This window comes from Streptococcus sp. ACS2 (assembly GCF_000525585.1).
In the GTDB taxonomy this organism is placed as follows: domain Bacteria; phylum Bacillota; class Bacilli; order Lactobacillales; family Streptococcaceae; genus Streptococcus.
This window is the reverse complement of the sequence record NZ_JALT01000031.1, coordinates 33,884-59,496: the sequence shown is the minus strand read 5'-3', so window position 1 is coordinate 59,496 and position 25,613 is coordinate 33,884. Positions and strand designations below refer to the sequence as shown.

Genomic DNA, 25,613 nt, shown 5'->3' with positions numbered 1-25,613 from the left:
TGCACATCTTCTTCATAGTGTTATAATATAATTGTCTGTCTGTCTAGAAATAATACACTTTTAGGCAGATATGACTTAGAAAGAGGTGCTTATGACATCTTCAAAGAAGGTTTCCCTTTCTGAGGTAAACCAATCCATAGATACACCAAATAATAATCGTTTTTGGCAAAATCTTAAGGCTTTCTTGGGACCTGGGGCTCTTGTGGCCGTGGGTTACATGGATCCAGGGAACTGGATTACCAGTGTCGTCGGTGGGGCGACCTACAAGTATAGTCTGCTTTTTGTCATCTTAATTTCATCTTTAATCGCTATGCAGTTGCAACAAATGGCTGGGAAATTAGGGATTGTGACCCAAATGGACCTAGCTCAAGCGACTGCCTATCACTCGCCCAAATGGTTGCGATACACGCTTTGGGTGATTCTGGAGCTGGCCTTAATGGCGACGGATTTAGCTGAGGTGCTTGGTTCTGCCATTGCTCTTAACCTGCTCTTTGGTATTCCAATTATGGTTGCCATTCTGGTGACAATCCTAGACGTCTTCCTGCTACTGCTCATCATGAAGCTAGGATTCAAAAAAATCGAGGCTATTGTTTCAACCTTGATTTTGACCATCTTGGTTATCTTTGTCTATCTGGTAGCTTTGTCTGAGCCTAGTATTACGGGAATCCTAGAGGGTTATCTCCCTACGCCAGCGCTCTTCGAGCCACATGCTGCTGGACATACCAACCAGTTGACCTTGGCGCTTGGGATTGTGGGTGCGACCGTTATGCCACATAACCTCTACTTGCACTCATCCTTGTCACAGACTCGTAAGGTTGACTATTCTGATGGCAAAGACGTGACTAAGGCTGTACGTTTCATGACCTGGGATTCTAACATCCAGTTGACTTTGGCTTTTGTGGTTAACTCCCTCCTCTTGATTTTGGGGGCAGCTCTCTTCTTTGGTCATGCTTCTGATATTTCAGCTTTCTCACAGATGTACAATGCTCTTCAGGACTCTAGGATTGCTGGTGCGGTAGCTAGTTCGACACTTTCAACACTCTTTGCCTTGGCGCTCTTGGCTAGTGGTCAAAACTCTACCATTACTGGTACTCTAACTGGCCAAATTGTCATGGAAGGCTTTCTCCACATGAGGTTACCGCAGTGGGTAATTCGTTTATTCACACGTCTCTTCGCCTTGCTACCTGTTATCGTTGTAGCTATTCTCTACGGTGATCAAGAAAAGACTCTGGATCAACTGCTGGTTTATTCACAGGTTTTCCTTTCACTTGCCTTGCCATTCTCTATCTTCCCTTTGATTTACTACACTTCTAAGAAATCACTCATGGGAAAACACGTCAATGCCAAGTGGAATACTTTCCTCGGTTATGCCATCGCTATTGTCCTAACCATTCTCAATCTCAAACTTATCATTGATACGTTTTAAACAAAAAAATAAGGCCAGCGAAATGCTGACCTTGTTTTAGTTTTTGAAGGCGTCAACGAGAACTTGGAATTCTTCATTGCTAAGGGTAATCCCCTTACCCATCTTGGTATGGTCTGGACTCCATGTACGGATGTCATACTTAGCCGGTGCGCCATTAAAGCTCACACGATTGAGTTCCTTAGTCCAGCCCTTGTCATTCTCAGACAAGACCAAGAGTTTTTCTTCAATTTCAAATGAAAATTCTGCCATTTGCTTACCTCCACTAGCTTTATTCGTTTTTTTCTGTGAAAATTGTGTGTTTTAGAAAGAAGTTATCCACAAAATTTCACCTTTCATGCTATAATTATTTTATCAAGAAACGAGGGAAATGACCATGATAAACTTTTTAGAAGCAGTAAAGCATCAGCTTCATCAGTTTGTGGAAACAGGTCACAGCAAACCTGTCCACCTAATGCAAAATCAGCTTATTAACGATATCTATCATGCTATTGATTATAACCAAATGGTCATGCTGACATCCAATCAGAAGACCTATAAGGGCTACATCAACCGTTATGACAGAGAGCGACAAGCCATCTTTATCGAGCAAGATAAGATCATCAGCATGATTGAACTAAAAGAAATCAAACGTCTAAAAAACATATCACAACGAGGTTAACTTTATCAGTTAACCTCTTTTTATTTTAGAGTTGACTATTGTAGAATCCCTTGCTATAATAAGTTAACTATTTATTTAGGAAAGGTTAACTAAAAAATGACACAAAACCGTACACTGTCACTCATACTTCCTGCCTTCGGTGCTGCTATCATTGCCGCACTGGCTCAAATTGTTATTCCTATCGGTGCAGTTCCCATTACGCTTCAGACTTTTGCTGTTGGACTGGTTGCTGCCATCCTTAAGCCAAGAGAGGCAACTCTTGCCGCTACTCTCTACCTTATCCTAGGCGCTATTGGTCTTCCCGTTTTTGCAGGTGGAGGCGGTGGGCTCCAAGCCTTCTTTGGTCCTTCAGCTGGCTATCTGCTTGCCTACCCATTTTTTGCACTTGTCACATCTGCACTGGCTCATGCTAAGACTCCTATCTGGAAGATCTTTTTGGCTTTTGTTTTGGGAGATGCACTTGTCTTTGTTGGTGGTATCCTTAGCCTGCACTTTCTTGGAAAGATGGGATGGTCTGCAGCTGTAGCAGTCGGTTTGACACCCTTTATCATCCCAGATCTTTTAAAAGGTCTGATTGTCGCTTTGGTGACTAAGCCAGTTTTAAAAGCACTAAAAAATCATAGTTACTTTAACTAAAAAAGATTGAAGACTTTGTTCGTGTGAACAGAATCTTCAATCTTTTTATTTTTCAAAATAAATATCATAGTGCTTTGAACAAGCTGGATTAAAGGCACTGTGACAATTGGGACAGGCTACTACCTCTTGATATTCCTCAATAGTCATCTCATGCCGACAAACGCCACAAATAAGGACCTTGTCCTGCTTCAACTGGCAAGGATAAGCTCGAAAATTGTGATTCTCCAAGCGATCATGGCACTGATAACAGGCATAATACTTCTGACACTCAAAGCATTTTAGGGCAACAATATCTAGCAAGGAATGGTAGTGCTGACACCTACTCTGACCATCCACCAGAAGCCCATTGATTTGACTTGTCATTAGGCACGAACAGTTTTACTTGAACCGTCTTTTTGGTAGAGGTTAATCAAACCTTCTTTAGTTGAACGAATCATGTCACCAGATTTAACTTCTTGTGGCACGGTAATTGTAAGAAGTTCCATTGGGTTTGGTGCACGGTCAATTTTGTTACCATTAGCATCGTGAAGGTCTTTGATATCACATTCAAAATGACGGAAGCCTGGTCCGTAGAATTCAACGTGGTCACCTTCGAGAATAACATTACGTTGACGGATTGTAGCTGTCATAGTGGCTGGATCAAAGTCTACTACTTCACCAACGAATTTGTATTGTGGAATTTTACGACGGGCACCAAAGAGTTGCTCGTTTTCTGTTGGTGTCTTGTAGTAGAAACCTGTTGCCAATTCACGTTGGGCAACTTTCCAGAGTTCGTTAATCAAATCATCTTTGATGGCGTAGAAGGCTTCTGCACTTTCCATGTAAGCGTCACAAGCAGCCTTGTAGCAGTTAGCAACTGTTGATACATAGTGGACAGATTTCATACGACCTTCGATTTTAAGGCTGTCAACACCATTATCAATAAGGTCTGGGATATTTTCAATCATACACATGTCAACGGCTGACATTGAGTATTCTTCAGGAACTTCACCGTGGATACTCTTTCGCTCTTGGCCGAATGGCATGTCGTAAAGATCATATTTCCAACGGCATGACTGTGAGCAACCACCACGGTTGGCATCACGGTCTGACATATGGTTAGAAAGGGTACAGCGACCTGAGTATGAGATACACATAGCACCATGGACAAAGGCCTCAATTTCAAGGTCCGTACGTTTACGGATTTCAGCCAATTCCTCCATAGTAACCTCACGTGCCAAAACAACACGGGTCAAGCCATACTGTTTCCAAAAATGGAAGGTTTCAACGTTTGTCGCAGATGCTTGCGTTGACAAGTGGATATTAAGTCCTGGAGCGTAGGTTGAACAGATTTCAATCAAGGCTGGGTCAGATACGATAACGGCATCGAGTCCCATATCACGCAATTCACGGAACCACTCACCAGCTCCTTTTTCATTTCCTTCATGGGTAACCATGTTTGAAGCGACGTGCACATCAACACCACGTGCGTGAGCGTATTCGATACCTTCACGAAGCTCATCCATGGTAAAGTTTCCGGCACGGCTACGCAAACCATAGGCTTGTCCACCAACGAAAACAGCATCTGCGCCGTAATTTACAGCGACTTTCAATTTTTCCAAAGTCCCAGCAGGTACCAAAACCTCTGGGCGTTTTTTAGTTGTAGTCATAATTTCTCCAATTTGCAAGATTGTCGATTTTTGTTTTTAGAAGTCTCCTTCGTTCCCTGAAAATGGAAAACTCTCAAACGAAAGAGGAAGGGTTATTATTTTACACGGTCAGGTTCATAATCATAGAAACCTGTGTCCAAACCACGGTTGGCTGGGTGTAATTTATGAATAGCCTCATCAAAGAGGAAGGCTTGATCTTGTGAAAATTCGCCAGCCTCGATGAGGTCACGAGCCTTCACAAAATACTCAGTGATTTTTACAAAGTTTTCACCTGGGCAATAAACACCGTCCAACTTCCAGTGGTCAAAACCATGTTCAACAAGCTCTGAAAGTTTAGTCATCATATCTAGGTCATTGTTGGCAAAGATATGTGTTCCATGCAAGTCTTCGTAAACTGAGTAGTGAGAATCTGGGTCACCAGGCTCAGAAAGGAAGAGGTCACGTTCTTTGGTAACGGCTTCATCCGTTTTGATAAAGTTGTAATAGTTTTGAAGAAGCGGACGTTTAGAGTGGTGAATGATACTTGCACCGTAAACCAAAACCTCGGCTGGAATTTGAAGATTTTCAGCCATGACGAAAAGTTCCGCAGACGGAATTTCACGAGCCAAAACAGCTTCAGAAGCTCCAGCTTGTTTGCCCCAGAAATTAATCTGACGGCTAGAGGTTACCATGGTTGAAGCATCATAAATCATTTTGAAGGGACGTTTGTCACGGTTACAGATGTAGAAAACCCCTGCATCACCAACCGTGATGTAATCTGCCTTGATTTCTTCAAGAAAATCAAGGTAGTCTGGAAGAGCATCCATCATACCTTGGTGCATGAGGGCGTTAACGGCAACAGTCAATTCCTTGCCAGACTCATGTACCAGCTCTGCAATCTTTCGCATCTCTGCGAATGAAAAAGGCTTAGGCAAACGAAGGCCAAAAGCTTTTTCGCCGATGTAAATACGATCTACGCCAAGTTCTAGGAGCTCACGTGCCTGCTCGTAGCTCTCAGCAGTCGCTGTAATCACTATTTTTTCCATAACTCACATTATAGCACAAATGATTTGATTTTTTTAGAATTTTTAGGTTCAAATACCAGTATCTAAATATTTTAAAATAGTTTTTAAATACTATAATTTTCACAAAAATCAAAAAAAACTTTGCAATATAAAATTTTTATGGTATTATTAATGAGATTCTAAATAGTGAAATACTGACTAAGTATTTTAATCTACACGAAAAAGTGATTTAGATATTTTATATAGAAAGGAGGCAGACATGGCTGACAACTTACACCGTCAATTTGATCACATTGAAGATTTCGAGACTGAGCATCCTCAAACGACGAATTATCAAGATTATCAAGGTCTAAATAGTAATAGTATTAAGCTACAAGATATGATTTTCTTTGGACGTATCTCAAGCTTCTGTGTTTCAACAGTCCTAGTTGCCTTCCTTTTCTTAGTAGCACAGGTGGCTACCTTCTGGGCCTTCTTCTGGGCAATTACCATTAGCGTCATTGGTCAGATAGGTATTTATGTCCTAATCGAATATTATAAAGCACAAAAACGTTGACTGCTGGTCAACGTTTTTTTCGTACTAAAAAAAGAAAGCCTCATGGGCTTTCTTTATTATTTTGCTTCTGCTGCTTCTTCAGAGATATCTTTAATATCAATGACGATATCATCAACGATAGCTTTTGTTTCTGCTTCAACATCCGCTTGTTCAGGAGTTACTTGAGCTGTTTTCTCCTTGATAAGTTCAAAGCTTTCTTTTGCAAAGTCAGCAACTTGAGCTGTTTTTTCTTGAACGGTTTTTGTCAAATCATCTGCAGTGATTTCACCATTTTCAAATTTTGTTTTGTAGTCTTGGAAAGTATCGACTGCCAAATCTTTGTAGTCGCTAGCTTTTTCCACTACTTGATTTTGATAAGCTTTAGGATCTTCTTTGAATGAAGCGATTTCTTCATCGATACGTGATTTAACAGCTTTACCTTTTTCAGTTGTAAAGAAGTAAGCTGCTGCAGCTCCAGAAGCTGCACCAATGATTAGGGTGTTTAAAAATTTACTCATGAAAAGACCTCCTTATTTTTTCTTGTCTTTTTTACCAAATAGTTTTGAAGCAACTTTACCGATAGCAAAGGCTGAACCCGCCTTACCGACACTTGCTCCTGCTGCACTTGCTTTAGCACCGAGGTAACGAGCTTCAGTATTCAAGTCAGAAACACTTTCTGAAAGCTCAGCTACTGCTACAAAGAGAGGATCGATTGTTTGAACTTTTTCATTAACATCTTCAACCAAGACGTTTGCCTTAGCCAAGATTTCATTTGTTTGATGAAGGGTTACATTAATGTCTGTACGAAGCACAGCAACTGTTTCTTCAACTTCTTTGACCACATGACGTGTACGAAGTAGGGTAGGGATCAATGCAATGAGGAACGCAGCAAGTGCGATTGCGATAATAAGAAATGCAATTTCTGCCATAGTTTAAGACTCCTTTGACCTTTTTAAAAGGTCGCTACAAGAAAACTGAAGTAAACTCTCCAGTTTCCAGTGACCTTTGTTATGATAATTTTCATTATATTATAACAAAGTCTGAGCTATATGACTAGTTTTTCATTTTATAATCTGCCTCTGGACGTTGCTTTCGCAAATATAGTAAGATAACACCCAAGATGATAATGGCGATGCTGACCCATTGAGAAACACGCAAGCCAGCAAACATGAGGCTATCGGTACGCATGCCTTCAATGACAAAACGTCCAAGACCATACCAGATAAGGTAAAATGAGGTCACATCTCCTTGACGTAGTTTCTTATTAAAGCGTCTTAGTCCTAGGATAGTGATAAATCCGACTAAGTTCCAGAGACTTTCATAAAGAAAAGTCGGTACACGATAACTCCCATCAATGAACATCTGCTGGCGAATAAATTCTGGGACATAATTCAGATGACTAACTGCTCTTCCGTAAGCCTCTTGGTTAACAAAGTTTCCCCAGCGACCGATACTCTGTGCAATCATAACGCCAGGTGCTGCAATATCAAGAAAATCCAAGACAGCAATGGCATGACGTTTCGAAAACCAATAGAGGACAGCTGCACCAGCAATCAAGCCACCATAAATGGCAATTCCGCCATTCCAAATCGCAACAATTTCTGAAGGATTCTGACTGTAGTAAGACCACTGGAAGATCACATAGTAGAGCCTTGCACCAACAATGGCTATAGGAAAGGCAAGAAGAATAAAATCTAGGATGTTTTCAGGGTCAATTCCCTTTTCGGGAGCCCAACGCTGAGCCAGATAAACGGCTAGTAAAAGACCAGATACGATACAGATGGCATACCAATGAATACTAATGGGGCCAAGCCTTAGAGCAATAGGATCAATAGTAGCTAACATTAGTTTTCACCATTCTTACTAATGAGGTTGGTCAAACGTTCCTCAAAGGTTTTGGTTGCATCAAATCCCATTTGCTTAGCACGGTAGTTCATAGCTGCAGCCTCGATAACAACTGATACGTTACGTCCTGTCTTAACAGGAATACGGACACGTGGAATCTTAACGCCTTGCAATTCGATTTCTTCGTTTCCGTTTCCAAGACGATCAAAGATCTTGCCATTTTCAAAATTCTCAAGATAAATGGCCAACTGAACTTGAGAGGAATTACGGACAGCACTAGCTCCGTAGAGACTCATGACATCAATGATACCAACCCCACGAATTTCAAGAAGATGGCGGAGGATTTCCGCGGGCTCACCCCAGAGAGTCTCCTCATCCTTAGCATAAACATCCACACGGTCGTCAGCGACAAGACGGTGACCACGTTTCACCAACTCAAGCCCTGTCTCACTCTTACCGATGCCAGAGTCTCCTTGAATAAGAACTCCCATCCCGTAGATATCTACCAAAACACCATGGACACTAGTTCGTTCAGCTAATTGCGAGTTAAGATACCAAGACATGTCACCTGAAAGCGACGATGTGCCGTTTCGTCCTTGAAGAACTGCTACACCATTTTCCTTAGCAGCTCGAAGCATCTCTTCCGGAATCTCAAGACCACGCGCCACGATAACAGCTGGAGTTTCCGCTTTAAACATATTCGCAAAAACAGAATAACGGTTGTAATCAGTCATGGTTTTAAGGTAGGACCACTCCTTCATCCCAACCAACTGAAGTCGTTCAGGTGAATAATAGTCAAAATACCCCGTCATTTCTAAACCAGGACGAGAGATATCAGCTGTTGTTATCGCTTTTGCCAAAAGCTCCTTATTTCCATAGACAACCTTGAGTTTAAGCCTATCAACCAGCATTTTAACAGTTACTGTCATGTTATTTCCTCCGATTATTTACTAGTTTCATTGTATCATAAAAAGGTTTTCAATGCGGTTCTCAAAGCAAAAAAGACCTATGACTAGCACTAAGGCCAATCATAGATCTTTTCTATTATAATTTACTCACCAATTCCACTCGTCTTCTACAGGTTCAGCGTTTTTACGTTTACGTCCATCCTTGAGTTTGATTTCGGGATAAATATCTTCTTTGTAAGGAAGGAGAAAGGCTAAAACCAAGTATAGAAAGATTCCAAACTGTGTTGAAACCATGAGAATGATAGCCAAGATACGAGCCAAAGCTAGGTCCCAACCAAACTTATCTGCCAAACCTGCAACAACACCGGCGACGAGTCTATTTTTTCGTGTTTTATAAAAACGATTTGACATGGTCTTCTTCTCCCATCATTTCTTTGATTTAATTATATGATTTTTTTAAATTAAAAAAATCAGCCCTAGGACTGATTTAGAAAAATGAGCTTACCTCGACACAGACCGCATCCAAACTTCTGTGTATTGACACGGCGTTTGCGACGGTAGATATGACCACAAGATTGGCACTGATAGAGGTAGTACTTCTCCTTTTGACCTTGCATCTTTGGAGCGTATCTAAGGCCTTCAACCTTGGCTAGTAAGTCCTTAAAATCTCTATCAACATGCTTGTAGCCCTTACCTTGAAAATAAAGGTGATAATGACAGAGCTCGTGGCGGACGATTTTTCGAAAGGTCTCAAGACCATGTTCCTCATAGAGTTTTGGGTTGAAATCTAAGTGTCCATCCTTGGGAAAGAACCGCCCTCCAGTGGTCCGGAGACGCTTGTTCCACAAGGCTTGATGCTTAAATTCCCAGCCAAAATCTTCTATAGAAACAGTCTTAACATAATCAGTTAGATTCACGTGGATTCACCAAGGAGAGGTTGAGTTTTTCATGCTCCAAATCAACTTTTGATACCCACACGGTAACTAAATCCCCAACAGAAACGACCTGACTTGGGTGGTTAACGAAGCTCTTGCTCATCTCAGAGATATGGATAAGGCCATCCTCATGGACACCGATATCCACAAAGGCACCAAAGTCCACAACATTTCGGACTGTCCCTTCAAGTTTTTGTCCGACTGACAAGTCTTTGAGTTCAAGAACATCCTGACGAAGCACTGGTGCTTCAAAATCATCACGGAGGTCACGACCTGGTTTCAAAAGGTCAGCGATGATATCTTTAAGGGTTTCCTGTCCAAGCCCTAGCTCTTCTGCTGTTTCTTTAAGATTAAGAGCCTTCAATTTCTCTTTGGCAGAGTCGTCCAAATCTGTGATATCCAACTGCTTGAAGAGGTCTTTTACCGCTGGGTAAGACTCTGGGTGGACCCCTGTATTATCCAAGATATTCTTGGCATTTGGGATACGGAGGAAACCAGCTGCTTGTTCGAAGGCTTTGGCACCGAGACGTGGGACCTTTTTGATTTCAGCACGTGATGCAATCTCACCATTTTCCTCACGGTAGGCGACGATATTTTCAGAGATGGTCTTATTGAGTCCTGACACGTGTGACAAGAGGGTACTACTTGCCGTATTGACATTGACACCGACTTGGTTAACCACGGTATCAACGACGAAATCAAGATTTTCAGACAGTTTCTTCTGGCTAACATCGTGCTGGTATTGGCCTACTCCGATTGATTTAGGGTCAATCTTAACCAACTCGGCCAATGGGTCTTGGAGACGACGGGCAATGGAAATGGCAGAGCGTTTTTCAACCGTCAAATCTGGAAACTCATGGCGAGCCAACTCTGATGCAGAGTAGACAGAGGCACCACTTTCATTGACAATGACATAAGAAGTTTCTGGGAAATCCTTGAGGACTTCTGCCACAAAAGCTTCACTTTCACGGCTTGCTGTTCCATTACCGATCGCAATAATCTCAATGGCATACTTTTTGATGAGGTCAGCCAAGTCTTTTTTAGCCTGTGCGATTTTAGCCTGACTTGCTGGAGCTACTGGATAGATAACTTGCGTTGTAATGAGCTTACCAGTTTGGTCAACCACGGCCAACTTAGCCCCTGTACGAAAGGCTGGGTCAAAACCAAGTACCATCTTGCCTTTAAGTGGCGATACTAGAAGGAGGCTTCGAAGATTTTGAGAGAACAGTTGAATAGCACCATCTTCTGCTGCTTCAGTCAATTCACTTCGGATACGACGCTCCATAGCTGGAATGATTTTCTTCTTGAGAGATTGATTGATAACTTCCTCGATATAGTCATTTTTTTGTTTGAAACGAGCACTGTAGAAACGGTGCATTTTCTCAAGATTGTGCTTAAAGCTTACCTTGATAACGCCTAGTTTCTCACCACGGTTAAGGGCTAACGTACGGTAACCTTGAAGTTTAGACACCTTGTCCTCAAAATCATAGTAAATCTTGAAAATTTCTTTTTCATCCAGCGATTGATCCTTGAGGGTTGAAGTGATGTCACTGTTGTTCCAGATTTCGTTGTAAGTCCAAGAGCGCAAGCTATTGTCCTCAGAAAAGGCCTCAACCAAAATGTCCACAGCACCTGCAAGAGCCTTGTCAGCTGTTGGAAAGGCTTCAGATGTCAGCTTTTCAGCTTCAGCCTTGAGGTTGGGACTATTTTGCAAGATAAGACGAGCCAATGGGAAAAGACCTGCTTCACGAGCAATGGTCGCCTTGGTGCGGCGTTTTTCCTTATAGGGGAGGTAGAGTTCTTCCACATCTGCCAACTTTTCAGCCGATTCAATGGCTGCCTTGAGTTGGTCAGTCAATTTGCCCTGTGCCTCAATCTTGGCCAGAACTGTTTCCTTACGGTCTTGAAGAGTAGTCAAGGACTTGTCCATATCAATGATAGCCTTGATTTGCGTTTCATCCAGATTGCCGGTTTTTTCCTTACGGTAACGGGCAATGAAAGGAATGGTATTGCCTTCTGCGGTCAATTCCAAAACTGTTTCAACTTGTTGTTTTTTTAGGCCCAATTCCTGAGCCAATGTCTCTAAATTACGATTTTCCATAAACTCTATTATACCACGAGAGGAGATTTGCTTGGGCAGAAAACCTTGTAGCTGAAGCGAGAATTTTTAAGCAAGAGGTAGTATAATAGAAAGGTAGACCTATTGTTAGGGGCTATTTCTAACAGAAATGATGCCCTTAGTATCTTTTTGCAACTGAACTCGGGCTATTTCTTTCGGAAAATAGATGCATCTTCCTAGAAGCAGAGCTTCTTCGTCTGATGCCCTAATTTTCTCTTAGAAATGACGCCCTTAGTATCTTATTTTAACTCGGAGGCTTTTTATGGCGGTTATTCAGAAAAAAACAAATGAACTTGAAAGCATGATGGCATCTTTTGCGGCTATCCCTGATTTTGAGAAGGCGGGAACTGATCCTAAGAAGGACAAACGTCTTCAAGAAGATAAGAAGAAATAATAGTTATGGCTATTTTTCATCAACTACCAGATAGCGTTTTGCAGCTTCTGGCAGTTTTTCTATCTATTATTATCGAAGCCCTGCCCTTCGTTTTACTGGGAAGCATCTTGTCTGGCTTTATCGAAGTCTTCGTGACCCCTGAAAAGGTCCGAAACTTCCTGCCGAAAAACAAGGTCCTAGCTATTCTCTTTGGAACTCTAATTGGTTTTATTTTCCCTTCTTGTGAGTGTGGGATTGTTCCCATTATCACGCACTTTTTAGAGAAAAAAGTGCCTAGCTACACGGCTATTCCTTTCATGGCAACAGCTCCTATCATTAATCCAGTCGTTCTTTTTGCGACCTATACGGCCTTTGGGAACTCTTGGTACTACGTAATTTTACGTTTTCTCGGAGCTTTCTTGATTGCCATGATTTTGGGAATTTTGCTCGGCTTTGTGGTGGATGACCAGATTCTTAAGGATAATCGTAAGGTCAGTCATGTGCACGACTATAGTGGTTTGTCAGCTGGTAAGAAAGTTTTTCAAGCCTTGATTCATGCTGTCGACGAGTTCTTTGACACTGGGCGTTACCTGATTTTCGGGAGCCTGGTGGCTGCAGGGATGCAGACCTACCTACCTACCCGTATTCTTACGACAATCGGGCACAATTCGGTGACAGCCATCCTCATCATGATGCTTTTGGCCTTTATCCTCTCGCTTTGTTCAGAGGCGGATGCCTTTATCGGGGCTTCCTTGCTCTCTAGTTTTGGAGTGGCACCAACGGTGGCCTTTCTCATCATCGGTCCTATGGTTGATATCAAGAACCTAATCATGATGAAACACCAGTTTAAGACACGCTTTGTTGGTCTCTTCGTAGGAACCGCAAGTCTGGTGACAATCATTTACTGTCTGGTATTGGGGGTGATTTAATGTTACGTTTTCTTATCTTATCTGGGTATTTTGAGCTGGTCATGTACTTGCAAGTTTCTGGCAAGCTCAACCAGTACATTAATATCCACTACTCCTACCTGGCTTACATTTCCATGGTGCTTTCCTTTATCCTTGCTGTGGTTCAACTCATTGTTTGGATGAAGCAGATGAAGGTTCACTCGCATTTGTCAGGTCGAGTAGCCAAGGTAGCCAGCATCGTTCTCTTGGCCTTTCCAGTCCTTACGGGGCTCTTGGTGCCAACAGTAACCTTGGATGCCAATACCGTATCAGCTAAGGGCTATCATTTTCCACTGGCGGCAGGGAGCGATCCTAACCAGGCCGACCAAGAGGGAACGACTATCCAGTATTTGAAGCCAGACACCAGCTCCTACTTCACCTCCTCTGCTTATGAGAAGGAGATGACCAAGGAGCTAGCCAAGTACAAGGGACGTGAGACCATCCAGATTACCACGGAAAATTACATGGAAGTTATGGAGCTCATCTACCTCTATCCTAACGATTTCGTGGGCAAGAAGGTCACCTATACCGGCTTTGTTTACAATGACCCACAGACCAAGGGTTATCAGTTCATCTTCCGTTTCGGTATTATCCACTGTATCGCCGATTCAGGTGTTTACGGACTGGCGACGAGAGGAAGTGACCAAACCTTCAAGGATAATACCTGGGTAAAAGTCACTGGTACCATCACTGTGGATTACTATCAAAATCTCAAACAGAGCCTCCCTATCCTCAATTTGACTGAGGTTAAAGAGGTCGGTCAACCTGACAATCCCTATGTTTATCGCGTATTTTAAAAAGCCAAGTTCAGTTGAACTGGCTTTTTCTTCTTGTGCAAAATGGATTTGTCTAGGCTTCTTTTGCTAGGGCTAGTGCTTTTTCAAGGGCTTGGTCCGTCGACTCGCAGATATTATCTGGACCGATAGTCTGGATGAAGCCTGATTTTTCGAGAACTCGGTAGGGTTGGGCGTTAACGTGAGAAAGAAGCAAGGTCATTCCACGTTTTTGGCAGATAGCAAGCGTTTCCTCAAGGGCATCCAGACCAGAGATATCCATGGCTGGAACGTTGCGCATGCGTAGGATAAGGACATTCTTACTGTCGTCATTGATAACATTCAAGAAATTATTGGCTGCACCAAAGAAGAGGGCACCGAAGATTTCATATACGACTGTATTTTTAGGGACTTGTTTCAAGTCGCTGTCCTCGGACAAAACTGGATCGTCCAGATTTTCCTTGTCCACCCACTGACGAATTTGAGCCACGTCTGACATGCGTTTGAGGAAGAGGAAGGCTGCTAGGACCATACCAAATTCGATGGCAACCACTAGGTCAAAGAAAACGGTTAAGATAAAGGTTACGATAAGGACTGCTACGTCACTCTTAGGAGCACGTTGAATCATACGAACGACAGTACGCCAACCGCTCATGTTATAACCGACAATCATTAGGATTGAGGCCAAACAGGTCATAGGAATCAATGAAGCATAAGGCATGAGAAAGAGTAAAATCAGAAGCAAGGTAAGGGCATGAACCATCCCCGCTACTGGTGTCCGTCCTCCATTTTTGACATTGGCTGCGGTACGGGCGATGGCACCCGTTGCAGGAATCCCGCCAAAGAGGGCTGACATGATATTCCCAACACCTTGGCCAATCAATTCAGCATTAGAGCGATGATTACCACCAATCATCCCGTCTGAAACAACGCAAGAAAGTAGAGATTCGATGGCTGCTAGTATGGCAATGGTGAAGGCTGGCGACATCATTTGACGAATCAAAGAAAATGATAGGTCAGGAACTGTGAAACTTGGAAGTCCTGCTTTGATGGTGTAAAGATCACCAATGGTTTTGACTGGGAGATGACCAAAAGCTACGATGGCTGTGGTCACAATAATTGCAACCAAAGACCCCGGAATTTTCTGAGAAAGGCGTGGCCAAAAGATTTGAATGACTAGGGCCAAGATACCAATTGCAAGTGTCGGCCAGCTAATACTTGAAAGATGCTTCCCATAAGCTAGAAGTTTTTCTAAGAACTCAGCTGGCACGGACTTCATCTCAAGGCCCAGGAAATCTTTAATCTGTCCAGCCACAATCCCAACAGCTATCCCCAAGGTAAAACCAAGTGTGATGGTTTTGGGAATGAACTTGATCAGGTCACCAAAACGCAGGAGCCCCATGATAATAAGCATGAGTCCCGCCATGAGCGTGGCAAGGGTCAAACCAGCCATACCATACTGGGCGATGATGCCATAGATGATGACAACGAAGGCTGCGGTAGGTCCACCAATCTGAACCCGACTACCTCCTAAAAAGGAAATAAAAAAGCCTGCAACGACTGCTGTGTAAAGACCTTGTTCGGGATTGACACCAGAGGCAATGGCAAGGGCAATCGACAAGGGGAGAGCAATGATAGCCACGATGACTCCTGCAATTAAGTCCTTGATGAACTGGCCCTTAGAATAATTCCTGATGGTAGTGAAAAATTTGGGTGTGATATATTTTAAAGCGTCCATTTTTTCCTCCTAACTACTATCCTAAAACTCTTTAACTCAGTGAAATAACTCTTTTTCAATGAGTGTCAGACGCTTATCAATTTTACAATCTTATGATAGCATAGGAAAAGCTCATTTTCTAGGGGATTGAGGGATTTAAAGCTATTATTTCAAGAATTTTCTAACTTTCTTTGTTTAGAAGTGAAGGTATCAAAAAACAAGTCCAGACTATGGACTTGTTTTGAAAGATTCATTATGGATTACCAACTTGTTGGCAAGGAAATCGGAATGTTAAGTTTAACCTTCATCTTGCTATTGGTTACAGAGGCTTGCTCAATCTCATAGCCGATTTCTGGAAGCTTGAGCTGAATTTGGTCATTAACCATGCGAACACCACTGCTGGACTGGGCAATGCTCTTCTTGAGGTAAGGCAGAACCAGTGATTTTGGAACTGGAAGGCGACCCAGGTGGGCACCTGCCAAATCTAGTAGGATGACTTCCTTGTTAGTGCTGACAGTGAAATCAAGGCTGAATGTTGATTCGATAGGTCCAAGAGATACGGGAACCTTAGCTGTTAGATAGGAATCATTCAACTCTACACTACTGTTTTGCAAGGTCTCGTCATTAGAATCAGCCATGCTTGCTTTTAGGATTTGACGAAACTGATTACTGTCAAGATTAATCTCAGTTGAAACCCCGCCTGATGAAAGGGACGCCCCACCAATACCAGCCTGGGCTAAATCAGCAAGGGATGTTTGTGTTGATACATTTTTTAATTGGTCCTGACTGTCGATCTTGTCCGGAATAAGTAGAGCCGCCACTGCAAAAAAGAGCACAATGACGAGGACAATGAGTCGTTTAAACCATTTCCACATAGGGATACCTCATTTCAATTTTTCACTTTTGACGTCTATTGTACTGTAATCAAGGGAAAAAAGCGAGTAAGAACTGGAAATTCTCTCATATTTTCTTAATGCAGGAGATATGATTCCAGAACTTCAAAGACTTTTAAGTAAGCATTGGCATAAAGGTGGACGCCGTCATAGGTGTGCTCAGCCTTCTGCTCTTTTCTATCATCAACCAAATCAGCATTACAATTAATGAAGTGGCAGCCATAGGTTTTGGCAATTTCCTCAAGAGCCTGGTTACAGCGGTCAAGATTTTCAGGAGTCCGCAGTTTCATCCACTGAATTGAAGCCTTGGTCTGCCAAGGCAGATGAAGATTGGCTGGGTAAAAAGCCATCAGGTAAATCTTGGTATGGGGCAATATAGCTAGTGTTTGCTCCAGAATTTGGCTGATATTTGCCGTCATATGTTGGAACCACTGATCTCCATAAGGCTCCTCGGTCATGTCATTGGTACCGATATTGATGAAAACCTTACTCGGTTGCAGATCCAAAAGTAGAGGATGGATATGCTGGAGAAATTCATCCGTATTCAAACCACTGATGCCCCGATTGTAGATGATATCGTCGATACCTCTACTCCTAGCGATTTCACAAATGGGAAAAAGCTCCATGAGAGAGGAGCCCGTGAAAAGCGTTTCCCCCTTGATAGCAACCTCATTTAGGTACTGATAATTTTTAAGTTTGATATCTTTTAATTCATCCATGATAACTTTCTTCTATATTTATCTAAATAAGGGAAAAGGCAAAGAGAAGGCCTACAATCGTATTGGCCAAGGCGTGGATAAAGACACTTGGAAGAATGGAGCCGTTTGCTTTCTTCTCATTGATAGCACCCAAAACGTAAGCTATGAGACTGATAAAGACCAAAATGGCAAAAGCCTTAAGGTAACCAGTTAGTTGAATAAACATGAGTGCATGAAGGAGACCAAAGACTAGAGACTGAACCAGATTAGCCCCTAGAAATCCTAGTTTTCCTTGCATCCTTTTTAATAGAAAACCTCTAAAGAAGATTTCTTCAGGCAAGGCAGTCCCTAAGATAGCGTATGCCAAGATGGCAGGAAGGGCTCCAATTCCATTTCCAGAAAAATCTGCTGTGGCCGTTTGGCTAGAGTCAAACCAACTAAAGACCGCAATCGAAAAAAGAAGAAAAACTAGACTAATACCCAAAATGGTCAGTAGTAATTGCCTCTTCTTCTGACTCTCAACTTTCTTCAACCCAATCCAGTCAAAGAAACCAACCTTTTTCCTGCTCCAAATTAACCAAGTGATAAAAGGAATGACAGAGACTATGAGCAGTTCCATAATACCACTCATCAGTTTAGACATAAATAGGGTCATGAGTTTGTCCTCCATTTCTAATCAAAAGACAGCTTCGTTCTTTTGAAAACGATTACCTTTACACCATGATTATACTACTTTTAGGGGAAGAAAAAGCCCATTTTCACCAGTCTTGCCAGGTTTCTTTGGCACGAATCACACGGTCTTGCTTATAGTCAATATGGTAAACACGCCAACCACCAATCCAATCGTCCTTCAGCTTGTACTCAACACTTCCTTGAAGATTACTCCCCTTGCCCAAGAGTTTCTCAACTTCTTTTCTCGTCATGCCCTCAAGCTGATACTGACGGTGAAAGCTCCACATGAGTTTGTGTCGCATAGGAGCTGGTGTTTGAGCCCATTTTTCAGGAGTAAAAATCCGGTCTCGCGGGACAATGATTGCAAAATGAACCTGACAAATGATTTCAATGATTAAGCAAAAGGCTTTTCGTCGTTTTCGTCTGGTTTCTGGGGTGAGGTAGGCCATAGGATTACCTTACTTTCTCTTGTTTCCAATGGTCATCCAAAATCACTGTGTGCTCTTTAGAAAAGCGAATAAGGATGTCTCTGGCAACTTGTTGGGATACACGTGCTACATTTGTCAATTCTAATCCTAGCTCAGGTGTGTCGTGTTCCAAGCGATACTTGTCATCCTCGGATTCAACAAAGATAAAACTCATTGACCCTTTTTCGCTATAAGTGAGATAGAGACTATCGTAGGATACTGGAAGTTGCACCAAGGCATCCCAGATATCACTGTCACTTGGGTTTGTAATCGTCGCATAGTCTACCTGATCAGCTGTCGAAATACGCATGACAAGGCCTTCTGCTGCTTTCTTTTTAGGTGCAAGCCACTTAAACAAATGCATCGTTTTCCTCCTTTAGATGATGATTCCTTTTTGCTTGAGATTGTCCAGACATTCCTGTAAATAGGCAGTATCATGCTCTGGGTAAATGATGACTGGTAGCTTCTCCACTTCAAGCTTATCGTAGGCTGGCATCTGCTTGCCTCGATACTCCTTGTCCAACCACTCTGGGCTAACACGATAGCCACGTTCCGTCATTTCTTGCATGATGAGCTCATGGTACTTAAACAAGCGGTACGGTGAATAATCAAAAACATAGTTAACCGTCGCATGTTTGCGTTGCCATCCCTTACCACGGAGGGCACAACATTCTCGGTGCTGCCCTAATAATTGCTGACGGGGTAGTTTTGAAATCAAGGCTTGATGCCATAGTCTCATTTGCTACCTCCATTAATCAGAGTTGACTCCTCCAGATAGCGATTTGGGTACTTGATGAGGAGCTCTTTGACGGATGCCACTAAACACATCTGAGGAATTCGACCTGTCGCATAGCTTTCCAGTTGGGCCATAAACATTTCCTTCTCGCTGGCAGTCGCCTTTTTCTTAAAATACCCCCAGATATGTTGAAAGGCATTGACGACCTGACCAGGATTTTCAGGAAGGTCAAGTGCTTGATCAATATAGGCTTGAACCTGATCCAAACTAACCTCATCATTCTTGAGATAGTTACGGATTTCTAAGTAAATCTTGTTTGAATGGCTGAGCACCAGATACTTATTGGCTGCCCAAAGTCGCTCGCACTGGCGACGTGGATTGGTAGTTGTCATTAGGAACCTTCCTTGATTGCTTTTTATCAGTATAGCATAGTTTAAATGGGGATAATAGATTATGACTTTGAGAATTTGAAGAGTGATTTTCAACTATTTTCAGAAAAGGGCTTTTGCTTGGTTTGCTTGTAAGCGTTTGCTATACTTAAGGTATCAAAGAAAGGAGACAAAGCCTATGACATTGTCCAAAAAACTCACACTTTCTCTTGCCTCTATGGCAGTTCTTGGTCTTTTAGCAGCCTGCTCAAACCAGAAAGCTCAAACACCTGAAAGCTCTGCTAGCACCCAACAAAGTTCAAGTAAGGTTTCATCTTCACAAAGTTCTGAAGTTTCTAAACAGACTGAGGGGCTAGATGGCACCTATAAGGGAACTGATGAAAATGATCGTATTACTCTTACCATCTCTGGAAATACTGGAACTTGGGAAGAGGACGAAGCAGATGGCGAGAAGGAAAGCAAGTCTGTAACAGTTAACCCTGACAATCAAAGTCTAACGATTGGTGATGATACCAAATTCTACAAACTCGACGGTAATCAGCTGACTATTGAAGATGATGACCGTGATCCAAACGATACGGTTGTCTTGACGAAATAATATGAAAAACCTTAGCCAATCCACTCTCTGGAATTTAGCTAAGGTTTTTTATGTTATACTATAGACAGAAAGAAAACGAATACAAACAGGAGGTTGACGATGACTCAAAGAAGATTATGGGTGACGCTATTTGTTGTGTCGATTATTGTAACTCTTATTGGACTGGGATTTTCTGTCTATAACTATTATGTCTTTGATAAACCCTTTATGACCACGACTACAAAAGGTTTACTAGCAGCCTTTTTCCTGTGTGTGACTATGGTTGCCATTAGTCTATCCAAATCAAATAGGAAGTAAAGATAAGAAAGAGGTATAAGTTTGTAGACTTATACCTCTTTTGATACAACATTACTTAATCTTGTGTTTATTCATTTTTTCTTCAAAGATGCCTGTCATAATCTTACGTAACTCTTGGCATTCTTTTTCAGCCTTTTGATGATGAAATGTATCCTTGGCCAAACGAGTCACCTCCTAAAAATGAAACTGTGTCATTATATCAACAGATAGGAAAGAAAAGCTCCCACCGAAATTCAGTGGGAGGTTCAACTCTATTTCTATGATTTTCGTACCACCACCAGCCAAGAGGCTAGTAGGATTTCGCAAATAACCAGAAGGATAATCTGAGTAATAGAACTCTGAACTAGCAAAAGGACAGCCAGACTATCGATCAGCATATGGGCAAGGATACAAGGAGCAGCTCCTTTCGAATACTCTTTGAGAGCTCCAAATAGAAAAGTATTTCCTAAAATCATCAGGTAAAAAATGAGATAGTTGGAGGAACCTGCTGTAATCCAAGGGAGTTGATAGATAGGGATATGCCAGAGGAACCAGACAATGGAAAGAACCATCATTTTAGTTATAAAGTGCTTACTAAAGTAAAGATGTTCTTGTAAAAACCAACGCCAACCTACTTCTTCCAGCCCCCCATATAAAAAGGTCCAGGGAAAATATAGTAAGAAGGCCAAGAGGGTGTTCCCAGTAAAGCTAACATTCCTGAGAAAGAATGAGGTTCCATAGTAGATGACTGGAATGAAGAGAGCTAGAATCCAGGACAGGGGACTTTCTTTTTGAAGAAAGACCTTTTTGAAAAATTCACCCAAGGATTTGACTTCACTCAACACAAGAGAAAAGACAGCCGCCATAATCAGGGGAACACAGTTCATTAGGATAAACAGTAGTGAGGCACCCAGACTACTCCTGTCTGGGAAACACCATAGGATAACTTGCCCTACTATATATGTAGCAAAGAGGGCAGACAGTACATACCAGATAGCAACTGATTGTTTTGAAATAAATTTGCTCATTTTTTCTCCGTAACGGGATGGTAAAATTGACAATATCTCTTTTTTATGGAAGGTTGATTCGTAATTGTAGAAATAAACACATTGTCTTTAAAAATCTTATTTAATCTTGTGTTTGTTCATCTTTTCTTCAAAGATGTCTGTCATAATCTTACGTAACTCTTCTCTCTCTTTTTCAGGAAGGTCCCCTTGGCGCTTAGCCACTGCATAAAGTTCAGGATATTGCTTGGCTACACGCTCGACTGTCTTAGTCGTCGCATGCCCTCTGACAAAGAAAGGAATGCGTTTAATCCATTCTTGTGGTACGAGAGCGAGTAACTTCTTAGCCGCTTCCTTATCAGAAATCTCAGCTGTGCTCAAACCTTTTTCGATTTGCTTTTGTTCTTGTTCTGTAAAATCTTTTAATTCCATAACTTGCTCCTCTTTATCTTTATATAGTAAATTTTACACCCATGCATGAGAATATACAACTGATTGGGATGGGATGTTGCTAGCTGTGAACAATAATAGAATTAGGAAAATCATGATTTCTTTTTTCCTAAAATACCGTACAAAAAGATCTGATGAATTTGCTCAACCTCTGTCTCTAAATTGTCACTATGGGCTAATTGATTTCCCATACCATTAAGAGCATCCATGACATTTAAGATAAGCTCTGTCGATAGGTCTTCAGCAATAAGGCCCTCTGCTTTTCCGAGATGAATATAAGCACGATAGATGTCACGTTTTTTTGCAGTGATTGCTTTCGTTAGGAGAGTTGAGAAAACAGAATCTTCCACCATTTTATCTTGAAAATAGTCCGAGATTTGCTGACTCATTTTCTCCTGACATAGGGCTAAAGCATGGTCTAATTTTGTTTTAAAATCTAGATTGCTATTTAAAATGTCCTCAGCTTGTTGGGTTATTTCTTCAAACAAGTCATTAACACAGAGAGTTACCAAGTTATCTTTGCTCCCGAAATAATTGTAGATAGAAACAGGAGATACTTCTGCTACCTCTGCAATAGATTTTATACTCGTTTGTTTAAAACCTTTGTTTTTAAACAAACGCAAAGCTGCTTGAATAATCGCTTGCTTCTTTTTCTCAGTCGTCTTTTGATATTGATTCATGTGAATACCTCTGTTATTACCAATTGTAGCATAAGTTTGAAATATATGAGTATATATTTCATTTTTCCTTGCTATTCTTACTAGCTTTTTCTATAATAAAGTTTGAATTTAGACTATCTATATTTCAAACTTTATTTGCAAAAATGGGAGGGAACATGCTCATTCAATATCTTATAAAGCAATCTATAAATCCGAGTGGTCTTGTTGGCCGAGTGATTACCAACATCTGGTCGTCCTATTTTAAGGAACTCAGCCTTTGGGTAATAAAACAAACCACTATCCCTAACAATAGTCGTATTTTAGAAGTCGGTTATGGCGGTGGTAGCACTATCAAAAACCTACTTGCTTTAGATAAAAATCTTGACATTCATGGCATTGATATTTCCAAGGAGTCTTATCAAACTGCTAAACGGATGCTTTTAAAGTCAATAGAAAACGATAGTGTCCAGCTGATGTTTGGAAATGTCGAAAACCTTCCCTACCAAAATCATTATTTTGATTTTGTCTTTGCCATTCAGACCCATATTTTCTGGAAAGATTTAAAACAAAGCTTTCAGGAAATCTATCGAGTCATGTCCAATCATTCTACTCTGATTATTGCTTCCGAAAAAGAAAAAATACAGTATCATATGACAGATTATGGAACAAGTTCTGAATTGAGTCAGTTATTAACAAGTATTGGCTTTTCAAAGATTGAAGAAAGGCAAAATCACAAATGGGTTTTGTACATTGTTATTAAAAGACATTAGGAAATTGATAGACAAATTCCCACTTGACTTAAGAAAAGCTCTCCCCCTTAGCAACACGAAAAGAGAAGACTAAGTTAGTCTTCTCTTTGTGTAAGCTTTACGCTAGCTACTAAGCTAGACAAGGTGGGCAAAAACTTTATATTTTAACTTATAGTATGTCTATTAGTTGATAATCTTAACCTTTCAAAATTTAAATCCACTAGAAAATAAGGAGATAAGGGTCTTCCAGATAAGAGATAACTTGTGCTAAAAATTCAGCTGCTGGAAGGCCATCGATGATTTGATGGTCGAAGCTCAGACTCAATGGAAGATAGTCTTTTTGAACAACCTCTCCCTCCTCATTAAATGCCAAAGCTTGTTGAGTTGCTCCTACTCCAAGAATTGCCACCTCTGGGGAGTTAAGGATTGGTGTGAAGTATTCTACACCTGGCCCCCCTAGGTTCGTAATTGAGAAAGTAGAACCACTATATAGGTCAGATGGAAGTGCACCTTTTCGAGCTTGATTAGCCAGAGTCTTAATGCTTTGACCAAGATCTGCTAAAGTCATACGGTCTGCGTCTCGAATCACAGGGACAACCAAACCATCATCCAAAGCTGTTGCCATACCAATATGAATGCTTTCTTGAATCTGATGAATTCCGCCGCCATACCAAGCATTCAAAGCTGGAAAATCTCTCAAAGCTTTGGTTACTGCTTTAGTTAATAGAGTTGTGATACCTAGTTCACCATTTTCAAGTGGAGTATGGACCTTGGCCTTAAGTTCTTTACGGAATTTCAAAAGCTCAGTTAAATCAGCCTTACGATGAAGTGTCACTTGAGCAGAAGAATGAAGACTGTTCATCATACGTTCGGCAATAATCTTACGCATGCCTTGGAGTCCCTCACCGTATTGACCTGAGGTCATATCTTGTGGTAGAGGTTCAACGACCTTATCAACAACAAGACTTGGTTGGTAAGCTTCTACATCACGTCTTGTAATACGACCATTTCCACCTGTCCCTTTAATAAGGGAGATATCATAGCCTTTCTCAGTAGCCATCTTACGAGCCACCGGTGTAATAAAAATTCGTTCCCCACCAGTACGAGCTATAGGTGCTGTAGTAGATTTAGGACTAGACGGTGTTGAATCTTTAGCGACTTCAGTTGGAGCTTCCTCTTGTGCAGGAGCTTCTTGGGTTCCTACATTTTCTCCTTCCTGACCAACCCATCCAACGACTTCCTTACATTTAACTGTAACACCTTCACCATGCACAATGTCTAGAACAACCCCAGAAGCAGGGGATTCAACTTCACTAGTCAATTTTTCAGAACTAATTTCCAATAAAGGCTGACCACTTGTTACTGTATCACCAACTTTGACCAACCACTTTTGAATGAGTCCTTCAGTCATGGTTAGGCCGAGCTTGGGCATTAAAATTTCTGTTGCCATAAGCGCCCTCCTATCCTTTCAAGTCCTGAATCAATTCATCAGCTACTTTCAAAACCTTATCCGCATCCGGGATATAGGCTTGTTCTAAGTTTGTCGCAAATGGAACAGGAGTATTTGGTGCACAAACACATTTCACTGGTCCATCAAGATAATCAAAAGCTTTATCTGAAACTACAGATGCAATATCAGTTGCAGTATTGTTATGTGGATTGGCCTCATCCACAATAATTAAACGACCAGTTTTCTTCACGGAATTTAACACTGTTTCTTCATCCCATGGAGCAACTGTACGAAGATCAATCACTTCTACAGAAATGTTGTCTTTTGCCAAGCGGTCGGCGACCTCATAGGCTACATACAACATTTTACCAATTGTCACAATTGTTAAATCCTTACCTTCTCTACGAACGGCAGCCTTACCAATTGGTACAGTATAGTATTCTTCTGGCACTTCCCCTTTTAATCCATATAAAGTCTTGTCTTCAGAAAAGATAACTACATTATCATCCTCTATTGATGCTAGGAGTAATCCTTTAGCATCATAAGGAGTAGCAGGAACGACCACCTTAATACCAGGAATCGATCCAAATAAACCGTAATAGGATCCAGAGTGTTGCGCAGCAGCTGAAGCTCCTGCCCCGTGCATAGTACGAACAACCATGGGAACTTTAGCTTTACCGCCAAACATGTAACGCATCTTAGAAGCCTGTCCTAATAGGGCATCAAAACAGAATCCAATAAAATCATTAAACATCAACTCTGGTACAGGCCTTAGTCCCGTAAGCGCCATCCCAACCGAAGCTGATAAATAGCCGTGCTCAGAAATCGGAGTATCAATAACTCGTTCCCTGCCATATTTTGGCATCAGTCCTCGTGTAATCCCCATGACACCGCCCCAGGCATCCTCGTTATTATTTTCTAAGTGTTCAACATTAACACCACCTGAGATATCCTCTCCTAGGAGAACAACTCGCTCGTCTCTTTCCATGGCTTGATCGAGCCCTTCATTGATGGCTTTCATAAATAATGTTTCTCTAGTCATTATGA

The 25,613-nt window shown here is 41.6% G+C and carries 34 protein-coding genes; 10 read left to right on the top strand and 24 right to left on the bottom strand.

Features of this window, described 5'->3' with window-relative positions:
- Positions 1-91: 91 nt before the first annotated feature.
- Entirely contained in the window at positions 92-1,426 is a 1,335-nt protein-coding gene (locus HMPREF1517_RS06640) for an Nramp family divalent metal transporter (protein WP_037600385.1), read from the top strand.
- Positions 1,427-1,462: 36 nt separating this feature from the next.
- Here HMPREF1517_RS06640 and HMPREF1517_RS06635 read toward each other — a convergent pair whose 3' ends face one another.
- Positions 1,463-1,675 (bottom strand): YdbC family protein, encoded by a 213-nt coding sequence (locus HMPREF1517_RS06635; protein WP_002886106.1) that lies wholly within the window; start codon positions 1,673-1,675, stop codon positions 1,463-1,465.
- A 124-nt stretch (positions 1,676-1,799) separates the two neighbouring features.
- Between HMPREF1517_RS06635 and HMPREF1517_RS06630 the strand changes: the two genes are divergently transcribed.
- Positions 1,800-2,084, top strand: a complete 285-nt coding sequence (locus HMPREF1517_RS06630) for a hypothetical protein (RefSeq protein ID WP_037600382.1) — start codon at positions 1,800-1,802, stop codon at positions 2,082-2,084.
- A 96-nt stretch (positions 2,085-2,180) separates the two neighbouring features.
- On the top strand, positions 2,181-2,720 hold the full coding sequence (locus HMPREF1517_RS06625) for a biotin transporter BioY (protein WP_037600379.1): 540 nt from the start codon (positions 2,181-2,183) through the stop codon (positions 2,718-2,720).
- 45 nt (positions 2,721-2,765) lie between these two features.
- On the opposite strand, the gene HMPREF1517_RS10305 is transcribed toward HMPREF1517_RS06625, so the two are convergent.
- The 3 genes from HMPREF1517_RS10305 to HMPREF1517_RS06615 form a co-directional block, all read right to left on the bottom strand.
- A complete protein-coding gene (locus tag HMPREF1517_RS10305; RefSeq protein ID WP_083320407.1) occupies positions 2,766-3,083 on the bottom strand; it encodes a CHY zinc finger protein in 318 nt (105 codons plus the stop codon).
- Positions 3,083-4,369 (bottom strand): peptidase U32 family protein, encoded by a 1,287-nt coding sequence (locus HMPREF1517_RS06620; protein WP_037600604.1) that lies wholly within the window; start codon positions 4,367-4,369, stop codon positions 3,083-3,085. The genes HMPREF1517_RS10305 and HMPREF1517_RS06620 overlap by 1 nt, the downstream gene beginning before the upstream one ends.
- Before the next feature lie 95 nt (positions 4,370-4,464).
- Complete coding sequence (locus tag HMPREF1517_RS06615; RefSeq protein ID WP_002886038.1) at positions 4,465-5,394, bottom strand: peptidase U32 family protein; 930 nt, start codon at positions 5,392-5,394, stop codon at positions 4,465-4,467.
- 238 nt (positions 5,395-5,632) lie between these two features.
- On the opposite strand from HMPREF1517_RS06615, the gene HMPREF1517_RS06610 reads away from it, so the two are divergent.
- Positions 5,633-5,929, top strand: a complete 297-nt coding sequence (locus tag HMPREF1517_RS06610; RefSeq protein ID WP_002890571.1) for a DUF3270 domain-containing protein — start codon at positions 5,633-5,635, stop codon at positions 5,927-5,929.
- Between the two features lie 56 nt (positions 5,930-5,985).
- Here the strand turns inward: HMPREF1517_RS06610 and HMPREF1517_RS06605 are convergent, their stop codons facing one another.
- The 7 genes from HMPREF1517_RS06605 to HMPREF1517_RS06575 all read right to left on the bottom strand — a co-directional run bounded on the left by HMPREF1517_RS06605 (position 5,986) and on the right by HMPREF1517_RS06575 (position 11,697).
- Positions 5,986-6,426, bottom strand: a complete 441-nt coding sequence (locus tag HMPREF1517_RS06605; RefSeq protein ID WP_002890570.1) for a YtxH domain-containing protein — start codon at positions 6,424-6,426, stop codon at positions 5,986-5,988.
- 12 nt (positions 6,427-6,438) lie between these two features.
- Positions 6,439-6,837: a DUF948 domain-containing protein gene (locus HMPREF1517_RS06600; protein WP_002885965.1), complete on the bottom strand. Its 399-nt coding sequence runs from the start codon at positions 6,835-6,837 to the stop codon at positions 6,439-6,441.
- Between the two features lie 124 nt (positions 6,838-6,961).
- Complete coding sequence (gene lgt / locus HMPREF1517_RS06595; protein ID WP_037600376.1) at positions 6,962-7,753, bottom strand: prolipoprotein diacylglyceryl transferase; 792 nt, start codon at positions 7,751-7,753, stop codon at positions 6,962-6,964.
- Positions 7,753-8,682, bottom strand: coding sequence for an HPr(Ser) kinase/phosphatase (gene hprK / locus HMPREF1517_RS06590; RefSeq protein WP_037600373.1), 930 nt, complete (start codon positions 8,680-8,682; stop codon positions 7,753-7,755). The genes lgt and hprK overlap by 1 nt, the downstream gene beginning before the upstream one ends.
- Before the next feature lie 126 nt (positions 8,683-8,808).
- Positions 8,809-9,072: a PspC domain-containing protein gene (locus tag HMPREF1517_RS06585; RefSeq protein WP_002885986.1), complete on the bottom strand. Its 264-nt coding sequence runs from the start codon at positions 9,070-9,072 to the stop codon at positions 8,809-8,811.
- A 65-nt stretch (positions 9,073-9,137) separates the two neighbouring features.
- The gene (locus HMPREF1517_RS06580; protein ID WP_002890560.1) at positions 9,138-9,578 is read right to left on the bottom strand and encodes a SprT family protein; all 441 of its coding nucleotides are present in this window, start codon (positions 9,576-9,578) and stop codon (positions 9,138-9,140) included.
- A complete protein-coding gene (locus HMPREF1517_RS06575) occupies positions 9,565-11,697 on the bottom strand; it encodes a Tex family protein (RefSeq protein WP_037600366.1) in 2,133 nt (710 codons plus the stop codon). Before HMPREF1517_RS06575 ends, HMPREF1517_RS06580 begins: the two co-directional genes overlap by 14 nt.
- A 280-nt stretch (positions 11,698-11,977) precedes the next feature.
- Here HMPREF1517_RS06575 and HMPREF1517_RS10715 point away from each other — a divergent pair, with 280 nt between their 5' ends.
- The 3 genes from HMPREF1517_RS10715 to HMPREF1517_RS06565 are packed head-to-tail and all read left to right on the top strand — an operon-like array spanning position 11,978 to position 13,832.
- Positions 11,978-12,109 carry an SPJ_0845 family protein gene (locus tag HMPREF1517_RS10715; RefSeq protein ID WP_002885949.1) on the top strand — a complete coding sequence of 44 codons (132 nt, stop codon included), beginning with the start codon at positions 11,978-11,980 and terminating at the stop codon, positions 12,107-12,109.
- A 5-nt stretch (positions 12,110-12,114) separates the two neighbouring features.
- Positions 12,115-13,017, top strand: coding sequence for a permease (locus HMPREF1517_RS06570; protein ID WP_037600363.1), 903 nt, complete (start codon positions 12,115-12,117; stop codon positions 13,015-13,017).
- Positions 13,017-13,832, top strand: coding sequence for a TIGR03943 family putative permease subunit (locus HMPREF1517_RS06565; protein WP_014634199.1), 816 nt, complete (start codon positions 13,017-13,019; stop codon positions 13,830-13,832). Before HMPREF1517_RS06570 ends, HMPREF1517_RS06565 begins: the two co-directional genes overlap by 1 nt.
- Positions 13,833-13,884: 52 nt before the next feature.
- Here the strand turns inward: HMPREF1517_RS06565 and HMPREF1517_RS06560 are convergent, their stop codons facing one another.
- The 8 genes from HMPREF1517_RS06560 to HMPREF1517_RS06525 form a co-directional block, all read right to left on the bottom strand.
- Positions 13,885-15,546, bottom strand: coding sequence for a SulP family inorganic anion transporter (locus HMPREF1517_RS06560; protein WP_037600355.1), 1,662 nt, complete (start codon positions 15,544-15,546; stop codon positions 13,885-13,887).
- A 239-nt stretch (positions 15,547-15,785) separates the two neighbouring features.
- Complete coding sequence (locus HMPREF1517_RS06555) at positions 15,786-16,400, bottom strand: hypothetical protein (RefSeq protein ID WP_037600352.1); 615 nt, start codon at positions 16,398-16,400, stop codon at positions 15,786-15,788.
- 95 nt (positions 16,401-16,495) lie between these two features.
- Positions 16,496-17,137 (bottom strand): GDSL-type esterase/lipase family protein, encoded by a 642-nt coding sequence (locus tag HMPREF1517_RS06550; RefSeq protein WP_037600344.1) that lies wholly within the window; start codon positions 17,135-17,137, stop codon positions 16,496-16,498.
- A 22-nt stretch (positions 17,138-17,159) separates the two neighbouring features.
- Positions 17,160-17,759 carry a CPBP family intramembrane glutamic endopeptidase gene (locus tag HMPREF1517_RS06545; RefSeq protein WP_232219565.1) on the bottom strand — a complete coding sequence of 200 codons (600 nt, stop codon included), beginning with the start codon at positions 17,757-17,759 and terminating at the stop codon, positions 17,160-17,162.
- A 115-nt stretch (positions 17,760-17,874) separates the two neighbouring features.
- A complete protein-coding gene (locus HMPREF1517_RS06540) occupies positions 17,875-18,237 on the bottom strand; it encodes a hypothetical protein (protein ID WP_037600341.1) in 363 nt (120 codons plus the stop codon).
- Positions 18,238-18,241: 4 nt separating this feature from the next.
- Positions 18,242-18,619 carry a hypothetical protein gene (locus HMPREF1517_RS06535; RefSeq protein WP_037600338.1) on the bottom strand — a complete coding sequence of 126 codons (378 nt, stop codon included), beginning with the start codon at positions 18,617-18,619 and terminating at the stop codon, positions 18,242-18,244.
- A 12-nt stretch (positions 18,620-18,631) separates the two neighbouring features.
- A complete protein-coding gene (locus tag HMPREF1517_RS06530) occupies positions 18,632-18,994 on the bottom strand; it encodes a TIGR02328 family protein (protein ID WP_037600336.1) in 363 nt (120 codons plus the stop codon).
- Positions 18,991-19,383 (bottom strand): YbgA family protein, encoded by a 393-nt coding sequence (locus tag HMPREF1517_RS06525; RefSeq protein ID WP_014634187.1) that lies wholly within the window; start codon positions 19,381-19,383, stop codon positions 18,991-18,993. Before HMPREF1517_RS06525 ends, HMPREF1517_RS06530 begins: the two co-directional genes overlap by 4 nt.
- A gap of 175 nt (positions 19,384-19,558) precedes the next feature.
- Here HMPREF1517_RS06525 and HMPREF1517_RS06520 point away from each other — a divergent pair, with 175 nt between their 5' ends.
- Complete coding sequence (locus HMPREF1517_RS06520) at positions 19,559-19,978, top strand: SP_0198 family lipoprotein (protein WP_002890547.1); 420 nt, start codon at positions 19,559-19,561, stop codon at positions 19,976-19,978.
- A 99-nt stretch (positions 19,979-20,077) separates the two neighbouring features.
- Positions 20,078-20,275, top strand: coding sequence for a hypothetical protein (locus tag HMPREF1517_RS06515; RefSeq protein ID WP_037600333.1), 198 nt, complete (start codon positions 20,078-20,080; stop codon positions 20,273-20,275).
- Positions 20,276-20,532: 257 nt separating this feature from the next.
- Here HMPREF1517_RS06515 and HMPREF1517_RS06510 read toward each other — a convergent pair whose 3' ends face one another.
- The 3 genes from HMPREF1517_RS06510 to HMPREF1517_RS06500 form a co-directional block, all read right to left on the bottom strand.
- A complete protein-coding gene (locus HMPREF1517_RS06510) occupies positions 20,533-21,282 on the bottom strand; it encodes a CPBP family intramembrane glutamic endopeptidase (protein ID WP_037600331.1) in 750 nt (249 codons plus the stop codon).
- A 96-nt stretch (positions 21,283-21,378) separates the two neighbouring features.
- Entirely contained in the window at positions 21,379-21,690 is a 312-nt protein-coding gene (locus tag HMPREF1517_RS06505; RefSeq protein ID WP_037600327.1) for a hypothetical protein, read from the bottom strand.
- Positions 21,691-21,800: 110 nt separating this feature from the next.
- Positions 21,801-22,388: a TetR/AcrR family transcriptional regulator gene (locus HMPREF1517_RS06500; RefSeq protein WP_037600326.1), complete on the bottom strand. Its 588-nt coding sequence runs from the start codon at positions 22,386-22,388 to the stop codon at positions 21,801-21,803.
- 155 nt (positions 22,389-22,543) lie between these two features.
- On the opposite strand from HMPREF1517_RS06500, the gene HMPREF1517_RS06495 reads away from it, so the two are divergent.
- On the top strand, positions 22,544-23,137 hold the full coding sequence (locus HMPREF1517_RS06495; RefSeq protein WP_037600323.1) for a class I SAM-dependent methyltransferase: 594 nt from the start codon (positions 22,544-22,546) through the stop codon (positions 23,135-23,137).
- Between the two features lie 199 nt (positions 23,138-23,336).
- Here HMPREF1517_RS06495 and HMPREF1517_RS06490 read toward each other — a convergent pair whose 3' ends face one another.
- Both HMPREF1517_RS06490 and HMPREF1517_RS06485 read right to left on the bottom strand, forming a co-directional pair.
- Positions 23,337-24,566: a dihydrolipoamide acetyltransferase family protein gene (locus tag HMPREF1517_RS06490; RefSeq protein ID WP_037600320.1), complete on the bottom strand. Its 1,230-nt coding sequence runs from the start codon at positions 24,564-24,566 to the stop codon at positions 23,337-23,339.
- A 10-nt stretch (positions 24,567-24,576) separates the two neighbouring features.
- A complete protein-coding gene (locus HMPREF1517_RS06485; RefSeq protein WP_002890539.1) occupies positions 24,577-25,608 on the bottom strand; it encodes an alpha-ketoacid dehydrogenase subunit beta in 1,032 nt (343 codons plus the stop codon).
- Positions 25,609-25,613 lie beyond the last annotated feature (5 nt).